The 14,496-nt window shown below is 33.6% G+C and carries 15 protein-coding genes; 13 read left to right on the top strand and 2 right to left on the bottom strand.

Translation table 11 applies throughout. From position 1 onward, the window contains the following. Positions 1-37 precede the first annotated feature (37 nt). From mtnK to CAB05_RS03050, 9 genes are all read left to right on the top strand, one after another. Positions 38-1,213, top strand: coding sequence for an S-methyl-5-thioribose kinase (gene mtnK, locus CAB05_RS03090; RefSeq protein ID WP_087998343.1), 1,176 nt, complete (start codon positions 38-40; stop codon positions 1,211-1,213). Beyond that, positions 1,210-2,262, top strand: coding sequence for an S-methyl-5-thioribose-1-phosphate isomerase (gene mtnA, locus CAB05_RS03085; protein ID WP_087998342.1), 1,053 nt, complete (start codon positions 1,210-1,212; stop codon positions 2,260-2,262). Before mtnK ends, mtnA begins: the two co-directional genes overlap by 4 nt. Continuing rightward, positions 2,259-3,365, top strand: a complete 1,107-nt coding sequence (locus CAB05_RS03080) for a sugar ABC transporter substrate-binding protein (protein WP_087998341.1) — start codon at positions 2,259-2,261, stop codon at positions 3,363-3,365. Before mtnA ends, CAB05_RS03080 begins: the two co-directional genes overlap by 4 nt. Before the next feature lie 2 nt (positions 3,366-3,367). Continuing rightward, on the top strand, positions 3,368-4,738 hold the full coding sequence (locus CAB05_RS03075) for an ATP-binding cassette domain-containing protein (RefSeq protein WP_087998340.1): 1,371 nt from the start codon (positions 3,368-3,370) through the stop codon (positions 4,736-4,738). 86 nt (positions 4,739-4,824) lie between these two features. Beyond that, positions 4,825-5,715, top strand: a complete 891-nt coding sequence (locus CAB05_RS03070) for an ABC transporter permease (protein WP_087998607.1) — start codon at positions 4,825-4,827, stop codon at positions 5,713-5,715. A gap of 176 nt (positions 5,716-5,891) precedes the next feature. Further along, the gene (locus CAB05_RS03065; protein ID WP_087998339.1) at positions 5,892-6,293 is read left to right on the top strand and encodes a MerR family transcriptional regulator; all 402 of its coding nucleotides are present in this window, start codon (positions 5,892-5,894) and stop codon (positions 6,291-6,293) included. 57 nt (positions 6,294-6,350) lie between these two features. Then, on the top strand, positions 6,351-7,652 hold the full coding sequence (locus CAB05_RS03060) for a glutamine synthetase family protein (protein ID WP_087998338.1): 1,302 nt from the start codon (positions 6,351-6,353) through the stop codon (positions 7,650-7,652). 109 nt (positions 7,653-7,761) lie between these two features. After that, positions 7,762-9,096 (top strand): type I glutamate--ammonia ligase, encoded by a 1,335-nt coding sequence (glnA, locus tag CAB05_RS03055; RefSeq protein ID WP_087998337.1) that lies wholly within the window; start codon positions 7,762-7,764, stop codon positions 9,094-9,096. A gap of 174 nt (positions 9,097-9,270) precedes the next feature. After that, positions 9,271-10,053, top strand: coding sequence for a phosphotransferase family protein (locus tag CAB05_RS03050; protein ID WP_087998336.1), 783 nt, complete (start codon positions 9,271-9,273; stop codon positions 10,051-10,053). A gap of 390 nt (positions 10,054-10,443) precedes the next feature. On the opposite strand, the gene CAB05_RS03045 is transcribed toward CAB05_RS03050, so the two are convergent. Together CAB05_RS03045 and CAB05_RS03040 are read right to left on the bottom strand one after the other, a co-directional pair. Then, the gene (locus tag CAB05_RS03045; protein ID WP_087998335.1) at positions 10,444-10,875 is read right to left on the bottom strand and encodes a hypothetical protein; all 432 of its coding nucleotides are present in this window, start codon (positions 10,873-10,875) and stop codon (positions 10,444-10,446) included. Beyond that, positions 10,872-11,078: a helix-turn-helix transcriptional regulator gene (locus CAB05_RS03040; RefSeq protein ID WP_087998334.1), complete on the bottom strand. Its 207-nt coding sequence runs from the start codon at positions 11,076-11,078 to the stop codon at positions 10,872-10,874. The genes CAB05_RS03045 and CAB05_RS03040 overlap by 4 nt, the downstream gene beginning before the upstream one ends. A gap of 406 nt (positions 11,079-11,484) precedes the next feature. On the opposite strand from CAB05_RS03040, the gene CAB05_RS03035 reads away from it, so the two are divergent. The 4 genes from CAB05_RS03035 (at position 11,485) to CAB05_RS03020 (ending at position 14,453) form a co-directional block, all read left to right on the top strand. Then, positions 11,485-12,714 carry an RtcB family protein gene (locus CAB05_RS03035; protein ID WP_087998333.1) on the top strand — a complete coding sequence of 410 codons (1,230 nt, stop codon included), beginning with the start codon at positions 11,485-11,487 and terminating at the stop codon, positions 12,712-12,714. 187 nt (positions 12,715-12,901) lie between these two features. Then, on the top strand, positions 12,902-13,330 hold the full coding sequence (locus tag CAB05_RS03030) for a VOC family protein (RefSeq protein ID WP_087998332.1): 429 nt from the start codon (positions 12,902-12,904) through the stop codon (positions 13,328-13,330). A 177-nt stretch (positions 13,331-13,507) separates the two neighbouring features. Then, a complete protein-coding gene (locus CAB05_RS03025; RefSeq protein WP_087998331.1) occupies positions 13,508-13,846 on the top strand; it encodes a hypothetical protein in 339 nt (112 codons plus the stop codon). A gap of 115 nt (positions 13,847-13,961) precedes the next feature. Further along, a complete protein-coding gene (locus CAB05_RS03020) occupies positions 13,962-14,453 on the top strand; it encodes a hypothetical protein (RefSeq protein ID WP_087998330.1) in 492 nt (163 codons plus the stop codon). The last annotated feature ends 43 nt before the right edge of the window (positions 14,454-14,496 follow it).

Genomic DNA, 14,496 nt, shown 5'->3' with positions numbered 1-14,496 from the left:
CTTTTTATATTGTAAATTTTAAGGGGGATGAATTGTAATGACTGTCATTCAGAAGAAAGAATATAGACCTTTAACAGAGGCGACATCAATCACTTACTTACAAAAATTGGGTTATTTTACAAATCAAGTATGTGAAAGTGTTGAAATTGGGGACGGAAATTTAAACTTAGTTTTTAAAGTAAGACCTGTTGATCAAGAGCAAGGATTAATTATTAAGCAAGCATTACCATATGCAAAAGTAGTTGGAGAAAGTTGGCCACTAACATTAAAAAGAGCAACAATCGAAAGTAATGCAACAAAAATTTATAATGAATTAATTCCAAATCTAGTTCCGAAAATATTTGCACATGATGAAGAACAAGCAGTAACAGTTATGGAAGACCTTTCTCATTTACAAATCTTACGTAAAGGATTGATTGAAAAGAAAAGCTTTCCGTTTTTTGCAGAACACATCGGTGAGTTTTTAGCAAATTCATTATTTTTCACTTCTGATTTTGGAACGACGCCTGCCAAAAAGAAGGAGCTAGAGCTTACTTTTAATAATCCGGAGCTATGCGATATAACGGAAGATCTAGTATATACGGATCCATTTTTTAATAGCGAGACAAATAGTTTTGAAGAGGAACTACTAGAAGATGTTCAAGCTTTATGGAACGATGAAGTGCTACAACTTGAAGCTGCAAAACTGAAACTTGATTTCTTATCAAAAAAAGAAGCATTATTACACGGTGATTTACATACAGGCAGTATATTTGCATCAGCAACTGAAACAAAAGTAATCGACCCAGAGTTCGCATTCGTTGGTCCAATTGGATTTGATTTAGGGCAAATTCAAGCAAATCTATTGTTCCAAATATTTAGTAGAACTGATCAAAAAGAAGAAATACTTGATCAGCTTGTTACGATTGAAAAAGTGTTCAATGAAACATTTATCAGGCTATGGGAAGAGCATAGTGTAAGACCGTTTAACCAAGTCGAACTTATTAAAGAAAAGCTTGAAGGATATTGGATTGATGCAATTGGCGTAATTGGTTGTGAATGTATTAGACGTTCGATTGGTTTAGCACACGTAGAGGATATTGATTCGCTTGAACTAGACCGTAAAATTGCAATTAAAAAAGAGATCCTCGCGTTTGGGGCGAATTGCATAAAGAATAGATTTACTATTGGCAATATTAAAAATTTAATTTCTGATTGGAGCAACAAATCATGACTACATTACAGCAAATACCTGAATCATTACAATGGAACGGTGAAACTTTAAATATTCTTGACCAAACAAAATTACCACTAGAAATTGTTTATATAGAAGCAACCTCATTACAAGATGTGAGAGAAGCGATTGTAAAGCTACAAGTGAGAGGAGCTCCTGCGATCGGATTGGCAGCTGCTTATGGCTTATATCTAGGCGTGCGTGACATTGAAACTGACAAAATAGAAGAATTTCGCGAGCAGTCAAGACGATTTGCTGATGAATTAATTAGTGCAAGACCAACTGCAGTAAATTTAGCTTGGGCTGTAGAAAAGCTACTTCAACTTAGCTCGGATGCACAGTCAGTAGCAGAAGCAAAATTCATCATTATGGAAGAAGCGATTAAATTACATTTAGCTGACGAAGCTACGTGTAAAGAAATTGGAGAAAATGCATTAACACTTTTACATGATGGTGCTGCTGTATTGACACATTGCAATGCAGGCAGTATTGCAACAAGTCGATATGGAACCGCACTTGCTCCGCTTCATTTAGCAAAAGAAAAGGGTTGGGAAATTTCAGCGTTTGCTACTGAAACTAGACCAGTCTTTCAAGGAGCGAGGTTAACATCATGGGAATTAAAGCAAAGTGGCATTCCTGTAACGCTTTTAACAGATAATATGGTCGGCTATTTATTACAAAATAAAAAGGTTGATGCCATTATAGTCGGTGCTGACAGAATTACAGCAAATGGTGATACGGCAAATAAAATTGGGACATTACAATTAGCAATTTTAGCAAATTATTATCAAATCCCATTTTATGTAGCAGCGCCACTTTCAACAATTGATATTTCTATTGAAACAGGCAAAGAAATTGTGATTGAACAACGCGATCGTAGCGAAGTAACAAATATTGGAGATTTACAAATCGCTCCAGATGGTATTGATGTCTTAAATCCAGCATTTGATGTTACGCCAAATGAATTAATTACCGCGATTATTACAGAAAATGGAATAGTAACAAGTAATTATCGTGAGACATTTTTACGATGGGGGAATGAAGAATGAGAAAAATCATTGCAACTTTATCAATTGCATCGATCTTATTGACAGCGTGTGGGAATGAGCAAAATGCAGTTTCGAATCAAAAGTCTCAAGTGACAAGTACAACTGAGAAAAAAACAAATACAACAAATAATGCTGCTGAAATTCCAGCAGCAGTTAATAAAAAATTAAAAATTGCTTTAGTAATGGAATTCTCAATCGGAACGTTTTCTTCGCAATACATTGATGGTGTAAAAAGACAGGTAGAGAAATTTGGTGGAGAAGTTCAAGTTTACAATGCAGATAATGATTTAGCGAAAATGGCTGCAAATTTAGATACAGCAGTTAATGCAAAGGTAGATGGCATTTTAATCGATCACGGTCGTAAAGAAACATTAGAAAAAGGTGTGAAAAAAGCATTAGAAGCGGGTATACCTGTTGTTTCATTTGACAGTGATTTAAATCTTCCTGGTGTAACAGTTATTGACCAAGATGATTATAGTCTTGCTTGGAAAAGCTTAAAAAGCCTAGCTGAAGATTTAAATGGCAAAGGTAAAATCGCAACAATTTGGGTTGGTGGATTTACACCGATGGATCGTAGAAAAGTAATGATTGAAGCGTTCTATAAACGATACCCAGGTATTAAAGAGGTTGCTAGATTTGGAAAAGCTAGTAGCAATACTATGTTGGATACGCAAGCACAAGTTGAAGCGCTATTAAAGAAATATCCTAAAGGCGAACTAGATGCCATTTTTGCAACATGGGATGAGTTTGCAAAGGGTGCAACTAAAGCAATTCAACAAGCAGGTCGTACTGAAATAAAAGTATATGGTATTGACTTAAGCGATGAAGATTTACAGTTAATTCAACAACCTGATTCACCATGGGTTGCTTCAGCTGCAAGTGATCCAGGAGAAATTGGTGAAGTTCAATCTAGATTCTTATATCAAAAAATAGCAGGTGAAGAAACACCAGACATATATTCATTGGAACCTAAACTAATAGAAAAAGAGGATTTACCAAGTACGCCAATTAAGGTGAGTGACTTAAGTAAATATAGTAAAAATTGGACACCAACATCAGCTGCAACATCACCATGGATGGAGCAATTTGAGAAAGGGAAATAAAGATGACTATTCAACTAGAAAACGTATCTTTTAGTTATGGAGACACAGAAGTACTAAGAGAAATCAATTTGAATGTTGAATCTGGTAAAGTAGTTGGATTTGCTGGGTTAAATGGTGCTGGTAAAAGTACTTTATTAAAGCTTCTTGCAAAAAGACACTTACCTACAAGTGGAATGATTACATTTAATGAAATAGGCACGGTAGCATATGTCCCTCAGGAAGTAGATGAGGGACTAGTGCAAGGGTTAACAGTCATCGAAAATTTGATGCTTGCTATTCACCGTGAAAAAAAACATGTATTTTTTTCGAAAAAGAAGAGTATAGAGTACGCGACTCAAAAATTATCTAGTTGGAACTTATCATTACCTTTTTTAAAGACCGTTAGTGATTGTTCTATTTATGAAAAACAACTGATTTTAATCGCAAAAGCTTTATTAAATGATTCCTCGCTGTTTTTATTTGATGAACCAACTTCATCATTAGGAAAAAGTGAAAAAGAACAATTTTTCTCATTTTTAAAGGTCCTTAAAAAACAAGGGAAATCAATTGTCGTTATCTTACATTCAATTGAAGAAATCTTGTCACACTGTGATGAAGTTGTCATTTTAAAAAATGGTGAAATCAACCAACAATCTCAGTCTAAGATTCTTTCAAAAGAAATAATCGTAGAGAAAATGTCTTCGTCTACATTTTCTTTTAATAAGAAGAGAACGTTACAAGATGAACTTGCTTATAAGTTTCATAATATCAATCTTGTTGATTCTAAACCTTCTATTAATATAGAAATAAAAAAAGGTGAAGTCATTGTCATCTATGGTGCGAATGGAAATAAAAAATCTACCCTAGCAAAAACTCTTTGGGGAGATAAAAAATCATACGATTTGATCAAAGAACATAAAACTGTTTCAATTCATTCTCCAATCAATGCTAATAAACAAGGGATTGCGTTTGTGCCAGAAGACAGAAGAAAAGAAGGAATCTTTCTTCATCATACAATTCGTGAAAATGTATCAATTCATGAACAGGGTTGGATTAAGAAAAATCTCGAGGTCGTGAAAACAAACTCTTTTATTCAGTCATTAAGTATTTTTCCAAAAGACACTGAAAAAGAAGTGATTCATTTAAGTGGTGGAAATCAACAAAAGGTTAGCATCGCAAAGTGGATAACACCAAATACACGCTGTCTAATTTTAGATGAACCATTAAAAGGTGTAGATATTTACGCAAAACAACATATTTTCCAATTTATTGACGATTTTTGTTCAAATGGAGGATGTGTTTTCTATTTTACAAATGACATTGAGGAAGCAAATGTTATTGGTGATAAACACTTTACCATCGTGCAAGGTGAATTATTGGAGGGAATCAAGTGACACAGTGGGCCCAAACACAAGGTAAAAGGATCGTTTTAGATTTTGGAGCAATTTGGCTTCTACTACTTGTTATTGTATTTTTTTCAATGACATCAAGTTCTTTCTTATCTTATAGTAATATCTCAGATATTTTAAGGTCAATTTCAATCGTTACCTTATTAGCAATCGGTGTAACGTTCAGCTTAATTATTGACGGTTTAGATTTATCAGTCGGATCAACAGCAAGTATAAGTACGGTTTCGGCAGCATATTGTTTAATCGTTTTAAGGCAAGAATTATGGGTTACATTACTAGTAGCAATTGTCATTGGATTAATCATTGGTCTTGCGAATGGTTTATTCATCACAAAAGGGAAATTACCAGATTTATTAGTGACATTGGCGATGATGTATGTAGTGAATGGATTACAATTAACATTAACAAAAGGTTCTTCTATATATGAAGGCATGACGATTAATAATGAAGTAACAACCGGTCACTTTATTCCATCCTTCTTATACTTGGGGCAAGGATCTTTATTTAATATTCCTGTGGCTGTCATCATCATGGCTGTATGTATTCTAATTTCTCATTTGTTTTTAGAAAAAACAACATGGGGTCGTGTATTTTTCTTTATTGGTGGAAATAAAACTGCTGCTCATTTATCGGCAATGCCGGTTAATAAATATCGCGTATATGCTTATGTAATTAGTGGATTATTTGCAGCATTAGGTGGGATTTTACTTGCGAGCCGCGTAGGTACGGGGCAAGTTTCAGCAGGTACACCTTTATTAATGGATAGCATTACAGCGGCGTATATAGGAATTGCGATGTTTGGTAAAGGGAAACCTAATATTGTTGGTACATTTTTAGGTGCATGTTTAATGGGAATCTTATTAAATGGATTTACGATGTTAAATGTTCCTTATTTTGCTCAAGATATTATTAAAGGTACTTTATTAATAGGTGCCATTTTCCTTGCTAAAAAAAATAATTAATTATTTAGAAAAAATCTCCTAAACAGGAGATTTTTTTTTATTTTAATAGTAGAAATTAAGCTGAAATAGCATAGAATAAAAAAATCATACTTTTCATGTTAGATTTCCTAACATTGTGTTGACACTTTTTCTGACATGGAATAAAATACTAATAGATGAACGAAAGGAGCACTGCTATGAATGATCAAGTAAGACGCTCAACGCCACTTTTTCCGATTGGAATAGTCATTTCGTTAACTGAATTATCAGCAAGACAAATTAGATATTATGAAGAACATGATTTAATTCATCCAGCTCGAACTGAAAGTAAACGTAGATTATATTCATTTAACGATGTAGATCGATTACTAGAAATAAAAAAATTTATTGAACAAGGTTTAAACTTAGCAGGAATTAAAGAAGTGCTACAACTTAAAGCTCAAGATCCATCAAAAGAGACTGTTGTTCAGCAAGTGATTGTTGAAAAATCGATTTCAGATGAACAGCTTAGAAAGATGTTACGCCAGGAGTTATATCAAACTGGTAAGCTAGGCAAAACATCACTAAGGCAGGGAGATATGTCGAGATTCTTTCATTAAATTATTATTTAAAACTGGTTTTTTCTGACTTTTATATTTATACAGGGGGAAATATAAATGAAAAAAGAGACGATTTTAAACAGTGTTGAAGAACATGGTCTTGAATTTGTTCAATTATTTTTCACGGATGTGGAAGGGGTATTCAAGCATTTAGAATTACCGATTACACAAATCGAAAAAGTACTGAATAATGAAATCATGTTTGATGGTTCAAGTATTAATGGTTTCACAAAAATTGAAGCAAGTGACATGATGTTATTTCCAGACTACAGTACATGGAAAGTTGACACAGATGAAAAAGTTGGATTATTCATTTGTGACGTCTATTACCCAGATGGAACTCCATTTGAAGGTGACCCTCGAAATGTTTTAAGACGTGCAATTGATCATGCGACTGAACAAGGATTTTCTTCATTTAATGTAGGACCAGAGCCAGAGTTCTTCTTATTTAATAAAGAAGGAAATAATTTAGTACCAAATGATAATGGTGGATATTTTGATGTTGCCCCACTAGATAAAACTGTAGCGATTCGCCGTGAGATTACAAAATCACTTCAACGTTTAGGTTTAGAAGTAGAGGCGTTACATCATGAAGTTGCGATCGGACAACATGAAATTGACTGGAAATATGCACCAGGCTTACAAACTGCTGATAATATTCAATTATTTAAATATACAGTTAGAAAAATTGCTGAAAATCACGGTTTAGTGGCAACATTTATGCCAAAACCTATTTTTGGAGAAAATGGTTCAGGTATGCATTGTCATATGAGCTTAGGAAATGATAATGGTAATGCCTTTTATGATGAAAATGATGCAATTGGATTATCTGAAACAGCGCGTCAATTTATTGCAGGTGTATTAACACATGCTCGTGCCAATGCTTCAGTAACAAATCCAACTGTTAATTCATATAAGCGATTAGTACCAGGCTATGAAGCACCAGTTTATGTAGCGTGGTCTCGCAGTAACCGTACTTGTACAATTCGTATTCCAGCTGCTCGTGGAGCAGGTACTCGAATTGAAGTACGTAATCCAGATCCATCTGCAAATCCATACTTAGCTTTAGCTGTTTTATTATCTGCAGGTTTAGATGGAATTAAGAGACAATTAACACCTCCAACTGAACGAGCTGAAAATCTTTATTTAATGGATGATGTAACTCGTAAAGCACAAGGGATTGATACTTTACCTGGTAGTTTACAAGAAGCATATTCAGAATTAGAAAACAGTGAATTTTTACAGCAAGTATTAGGAAAACACGTTTATTATTCATTCCTACAAAACAAAAAAGATGAGTGGGATGCATATCGTTTACGTGTATCAGAATGGGAAAAAGAAACATATTTAAACTGCTAGACACTAAAAATTTAAATAAAAAAATAGAAAAGTGGGAAATTTCTACTTTTCTATTTTATAGTGTGTTAGACTAATTTTGTTTGATACATACGAAAGGGGAACTTTAATAATGGCTAAGTTTACAAAGGAAGATATTTTCAGAATTTCAAAGGAAGAAAATGTTAAATACATACGTCTTCAATTTACAGATTTACTAGGAATTATCAAAAACGTTGAGATCCCAGTAAGTCAGCTTGAAAAAGCATTAGACAACAAAATGATGTTTGACGGTTCATCAATCGAAGGATTTGTTCGTATTGAAGAATCAGATATGTATTTATTCCCTGATTTAGATACTTGGGTTGTATTCCCTTGGACTGCTGAAAAAGGAAAAGTAGCTCGTTTAATCTGTGATATTTATAATCCAGATGGCACTCCATTCGAAGGAGATCCTCGTAATAACTTAAAACGTATGTTAAAAGAAATGGAAGCTTTAGGTTTCACAGATTTCAACTTAGGACCTGAGCCAGAATTCTTCTTATTCAAATTAGACGAAAAAGGTGAACCAACACTTGAATTAAATGACAGTGGCGGTTACTTCGACTTAGCACCAACAGACTTAGGTGAAAACTGCCGTCGTGATATCGTTCTTGAGCTAGAAGAAATGGGCTTCGAAATTGAAGCATCTCACCATGAAGTAGCGCCTGGACAACACGAAATTGATTTCAAATATGCTGGTGCAATCAAAGCATGTGATGATATTCAAACATTCAAATTAGTTGTAAAAACAATCGCTCGTAAACATGGTTTACACGCAACATTCATGCCAAAACCATTATTCGGTGTAAACGGTTCTGGAATGCACTGTAACTTATCATTATTCACAAATGGCAAAAATGCATTTTATGATGAGTCTGGTGAGCAAGGCTTAAGTGAAACAGCTCGTCACTTTATCGCTGGTATCTTAAAGCACGCACCAAGCTTTACAGCTGTAACAAACCCAACTGTAAACTCATATAAGCGATTAGTACCAGGTTACGAAGCTCCTTGTTACGTGGCATGGTCTGCAAGAAACCGTAGTCCACTAATCCGTATTCCTGCATCACGTGGATTAAGCACACGTGTAGAAGTACGCTCAGTTGACCCAGCTGCAAACCCATACTTAGCATTATCAGTATTATTAGCAGCAGGATTAGACGGAATCAAAAACAAATTAGAAGCTCCAGCTCCAGTAGATCGCAATATCTACGTAATGTCTAAAGAAGAGCGCGAAGAAGTTGGTATCATCGACCTTCCAGCAACTTTAGCAGCAGCACTTGAGCTATTAAAAACTGACGAAGTAATCGTTAACGCATTAGGTGAACACCTATTTGAACACTTCGTTGAAGCAAAAGAAATCGAATGGGACATCTTCCGTACTCAAGTTCACCCTTGGGAGCGCGAGCAGTACATGTCTGTATATTAATAAAATCACCCCTTGACGCTGAAGCGTTGAGGGGTTTTTTATTGTTGATGGAATATATAGGATGTGAATTAAAAGATGAGCTTATATTTCGAACCAACAGAATTGTTAAACAAGGAATTTGTAAAAAAGTAAAGAATCTAAAATATAAAAGTAAAACTTTATAGGAGATTTCTTGTGGAACCAATTAGATTAAACGAAATTCCAGTTGGCATTAGAAGTATTGTGGGAGAAATTATAGAAATAGCATTTCCTCGACAAGGGCACACATCAAACGTCGGTTTGATCCAATCAACTCATGGTTACTATGTACTAAAAAGATCAAAAGGAGAACAGTATTCCTCATTATTGGCAAAAGAGGTACTAATACTAAATCAGTTGTCTAAAACTGATTTATCCATACCAAATGTTTATCATTACACTGAGGATAATCATTCCAATTGGACATTAATGGAGTATATCGAGGGCGTTACATTAAGAAGTTATTTATCTAATGAAAATAAACAAGAAACAAGGCACGAAGCAATTTATAATTTCGGGAAAACTTTATCTATAATCCATTCAACTAAATGTCCAATTGAATTAAAGAATAATTCTACCTGGCTTGATGATATGTTAATTCAAGCTGAATATAATTTAAAACATTTTAATGTGGATGGTTCATTAGAACTGTTAAATAAACTGAAAGTAAATAAGCCGAAATTTTTTCATCCGACTTTAATTCATGGTGATTTTACAATTGATAATGTATTAGTTAAAGATGGTGAAATCACTGGTGTCATAGATTGGAGTGGTGGAACTTACGGAGATCCAAGGTATGATGTTTCTTTAGCAATAAGACCAAAACCAAATGTTTTTGAAAAAAAATCTGAAGTATCAACGTTCTTGGAAGGATATGGAAATAGAATTATTACTGATGAGGAATATAAATATTTTGTTGATATTTATGAGTTCTTTTAATGTTTGAGTATAAAACTAACGCATGCTTTATTTGAACAAAATCATGAGAAACAAATGTAACTTATTTAATAAACTAACAGGGCAGTAGAACAAGAAATTAGGAGCAATATGGAATACAGTATATAAAGAGAGAACAAATTAATGAACTTAGACACAAAAATCATAGTTTACATAGTTTAATACTTCCGCACATAACACTGTTTTTTTTATCTACAAGTTCCATTGTTAAAGAGGATATTTTGAAAAGAAATAAATATAAAAAAAGTATTGAACTAACGCATACTTTTGTTCAATACCTTGAGTCGCATTCATGACCCTTTTTTATTTGAGCATTTAGTGTTAGTTAAACAGGAATAAGAAAAATCTAAGTAAATTATACGCCATATTATTTTACATCTCTTTATAGTACTTGAAACGGTAATAAGTGTTATATCCAACAAAAAACATAAATACAAAAACCAAAAGCAAAAGCAATATTAAATCTATATCCATCAAAGCAAATGAAATAATTAAAGCTCCAAATACAAAAACCATCATGTCATATGCTTTCGCTTTTGCTCGATTAGCGATTGCCAAATTACGTTCATCTTTTTTGTCAATCTCTAACTGTTTTGCTGCAGTAGGATTTTTCTTCATAGCGCTTCGGACAATTATTTCTCCCATACCGTGACCGAAAATACTACAGCCAAGCCCAACACAGATATAAGGCAACGCCCGTAGCAGACCTTGTGGGTCTTCAATAGTTTTTATGAAGTACAGACCACCTGCAAATAGTGCTATGCCTACCATGGTAAGAAAATAAATCGAAATATTTTTTTTCATATATTTTCATCCTCCTCATAAATAAAGATTTCTTCGATACTCATACCGAAAAAACGAGCAATCTTGAACGCTAAAAGGATAGATGGGTTATAACGACCATTTTCCAGTGAACCAATAGTTTGCCTTGACACTTCAAGAGCCGTTGCTAGTTCTTCTTGCTTAATTCCGCGTTGCTTACGGATTTCTTCTAAACGGTTGTTCAACGCGTTCACCCCTTATTTTTATGGAAAGTTAACTTTCCATAGGTGGAGTATATCTTGGAACGAAAGTAATGTCAAGCGTACTTTCCATTTGGACAAGTTTATTTTTAGTCTTATGATAAGACAATTTATTTTTTAAAAGTGTTTTTTACTTATAATTCCTATACTGAAGGAAATTCGTTACCTACTCGTGGAGCGCGAGCAAATATGTATGGATATTAATAAAATCACCCCTTGACGCTGAAGATGTTAAGGATTTTTTATTCTTGATGGAATGTATAGAGGAAGGTGAAGTGACTGCTATCATTAAACAGTTTTTTTACTCATTTACTGTCGTATAAAACACATTGTCAGAATGTAATTTAAATGGTAGCCTATTGGTAATCTGCGTTTGGAGGAGGGAAAACTAGTGATAACTATAGCGGGGACGCAAACAAAAGCAAAAGTATTTTCCAATTATCCGCAGGAAACAGCGATTGAGCAAATACAAGAGCTATGTAATCAAGCTTTTTTAAAGGATACAAAGATCAGTATCATGCCAGACTATCATGCTGGAAAAGGCTGTGTGATCGGAACGACCATACAATTAAAGGATAAGATAGTCCCTAATCTTGTTGGTGTCGATGTCGGTTGCGGTGTCCTTACTGTCAAGCTTCAAGAAAATAAAGTTGATTTTAATAAGCTTGATAACGTCATTCGAACATACGTCCCAAGCGGACATGAGCTACATACAGATGAGACGGCAAGATTTATTAAAACGAATTTTCCAGCCACACATGAGTTTAAAGCTGAGCACATACTGAGTCAGAATAAAAGTCGTTTTAGCTTGGGAACGCTAGGCGGTGGAAATCACTTTATCGAAGTATCTGTTGATTCAGATGGACACCACTATTTAACGATTCATACTGGCAGCCGTTACGTTGGGGCAAAGATTGCAACATACTATCAAAAAGTAGCAATCTCAAAAATTCGTACTCATGATTTAACCGAAATTATTGGAAAATTAAAAGCTGAGAGACGAGAAAATGAAATCCAAACTGCAATTCAAAGCTTCAAAGAAAAGAATCCAGTGATTCCTAATGATTTAGCATATTTAGAAGGCGAGGACTTCCATAATTATTTGCACGACATGAAATTAGCGCAAGCATTCGCAAAAGCTAACCGCGAAGAAATCGCAAGAGCTATCATAAAGAATATGGGATTCGAGGAGATTGACCGCTTCGATACTGTGCACAATTATATTGATACTGAGAATTTGATTTTACGAAAAGGGGCAGTTTCTGCGCAAAAAGGAGAACGACTCATTATTCCAATCAACATGAGAGATGGTTCAATTTTGGCGGTGGGTAAAGGTAATGAGGATTGGAATTTTTCAGCGCCACATGGAGCAGGCCGCATCTTGAGCCGCACAAAAGCAATGAAAACCTTAGACATGGACGACTTCCATGAATCTATGGAAGGTGTCTGGACAACATCAGTTTCTGAAGAAACACTTGATGAAGCGCCAATGGCTTACAAGCCAATGAATGAAATTTTAGAAAAAATCGAAGAAACATGTGAGATTACTTGCTTTGTAAAACCAGTTTATAACTTCAAAGCAAGCGAAAAGTATACACCTGGTAGATTTAAAAAATCATAATCATAATATCAACAGTTGAGAGACTACTTTAAGTCTCTCTTTTTTCGTTGCCCATATTAACAAATAATCAATAGTAAACAATTGTAATGTGATGATCTCTATTAGTCACAGATAGGGAATATATGGTAACATTAATTGTTAACTGAATAAGTTGACTACCAACTAAATTTTAAAAGAGGTGTATTTTATGATTTTAGGTATCAACCCGTATTTAATATTGAATGGAAATGGAGAAGAAGCTGTTTCGTTTTATGAAAATGCATTCAATACAAAGACTCTTATTCTTCAAAGATTTGGCGACATGCCAGGGGATGAAAATACAAATCTATCTGATGAAGAAAAAAATCGTATCTTACACGCACATCTCAAAGTTGGGTCAACAGATTTAATGATTTCTGACACATTTACAGGACTGCCTTATCAAATTGGAGATCAAACCACTTTATCTATTTTAATTAATGATGTTGAAACAACGAAAGAAGTATTCGGCAAATTACAAGATGGTGGAAAAGTAATCATTTCATTACACGAAACTTTTTGGAGTCCTTTATACGGACAAGTAACAGATAAATTTGGTGTTACTTGGCAGGTTTCAACACAGTCATCTCAAAAGTAAGAGAGATAAAACAATAAAAGAGCTCTTCAATTGAAGAGTTTTTTTTATTGCCATTAACCGTATTTATGTATTTAACACATGCGTTAATTCATTTTCTCATTCTATTTATATAAAGATAAATACTTTATTATTTCTGTTATAATATTTGATATATAAAGACATCATGGGGGAATAAATTTGGAAAAAGTTATTAGAAAAGGCTTCTTTTATGGCTTTTTAATTGGTATAGCAATTGCTATTTTATTTATTAAACATTATGAAATCATTACAACGACTAATGGAAATGAGCTCAATTATTTAAAAGTATTTGATTATTTTTTAGTAATTTTAAAGCGTGGGATAGTGAGTTCCTTTTTTGGAGCATTACTTGCTTTTATTATTTATAAACTAAATGATTCTTTAACAATGTCTAAAAAAATGAAAATTGGTGCAATTATTTTTGGTATAGTCGTGGTTGGACCAGTTATTCAGTATTTAATGTCTTTAAGAATAGATGAAATGATACTGTTCAACTAACGCATTTTTTAGTTAAACATCAGTCCGACTGTTTAGTCGATTTTATTATTGAGCTAAATGAAAGGAAAGTTAGAAAACAAAAGAAAATTGTTACATAGAGTTAGGAGAAAAGTATTTGTCAATTTTGAAGAAATTAGTTGTTGTTTTAGCAATTGTAATAGTTATTTTATTGATAGGATTTAAACCTTTTATGAAGCGAAACCCTCCATTAGAAAGTGGTACAATTGGTTTTGCTGAAGATAGACATGGAGTAGTTATTGCTATAGGTAATACAGGTTTGAAAAAAATAAAGATTACAAATGTATTAGTTAATAACAATGAATACCCTTTAAATGTGAAAATCCAAGAAAGTAATCCACTACAAGCACTAATTATTACAGATTCACTAGATGAAGAAAAAAAATATGGATTTAAGGATATTGATTCTTTAGTGATTGAACCAAACACATCACCATCTGATAGTTTGGAAAAAGTAAACAATGGCACTGCAACAGAAAAAGATAAAACATATGGACTTTATGTTGTACAAAATAAATCAATAAATAAAGTAATTATTAAATATCGTTATATGGGAATTATTTATCTGAAAGAAATTACAGTTGAATGACATTAAAATATATAAATCATTGCAAAAGCATAAATTAATTCAT

The sequence above is a fragment of the Gottfriedia solisilvae genome (assembly GCF_002128405.1).
Lineage (GTDB): Bacteria > Bacillota > Bacilli > Bacillales > Bacillaceae_G > Gottfriedia > Gottfriedia solisilvae.
The sequence above is the reverse complement of the archived record's forward strand: the minus strand, read 5'-3'. Positions and strand labels throughout refer to the sequence as shown.

Bases quoted from the DNA above. Each gene is read 5' to 3' on its own strand.
- mtnK (WP_087998343.1), top strand. From the start codon at position 38: ATGACTGTCATTCAGAAGAAAGAATATAGACCTTTAACAGAGGCGACA.
- mtnA (WP_087998342.1), top strand. From the start codon at position 1,210: ATGACTACATTACAGCAAATACCTGAATCATTACAATGGAACGGTGAA.
- CAB05_RS03080 (WP_087998341.1), top strand. From the start codon at position 2,259: ATGAGAAAAATCATTGCAACTTTATCAATTGCATCGATCTTATTGACA.
- CAB05_RS03075 (WP_087998340.1), top strand. From the start codon at position 3,368: ATGACTATTCAACTAGAAAACGTATCTTTTAGTTATGGAGACACAGAA.
- CAB05_RS03070 (WP_087998607.1), top strand. From the start codon at position 4,825: ATGACATCAAGTTCTTTCTTATCTTATAGTAATATCTCAGATATTTTA.
- CAB05_RS03065 (WP_087998339.1), top strand. From the start codon at position 5,892: ATGAATGATCAAGTAAGACGCTCAACGCCACTTTTTCCGATTGGAATA.
- CAB05_RS03060 (WP_087998338.1), top strand. From the start codon at position 6,351: ATGAAAAAAGAGACGATTTTAAACAGTGTTGAAGAACATGGTCTTGAA.
- glnA (WP_087998337.1), top strand. From the start codon at position 7,762: ATGGCTAAGTTTACAAAGGAAGATATTTTCAGAATTTCAAAGGAAGAA.
- CAB05_RS03045 (WP_087998335.1), bottom strand. From the start codon at position 10,875: ATGAAAAAAAATATTTCGATTTATTTTCTTACCATGGTAGGCATAGCA.
- CAB05_RS03030 (WP_087998332.1), top strand. From the start codon at position 12,902: ATGATTTTAGGTATCAACCCGTATTTAATATTGAATGGAAATGGAGAA.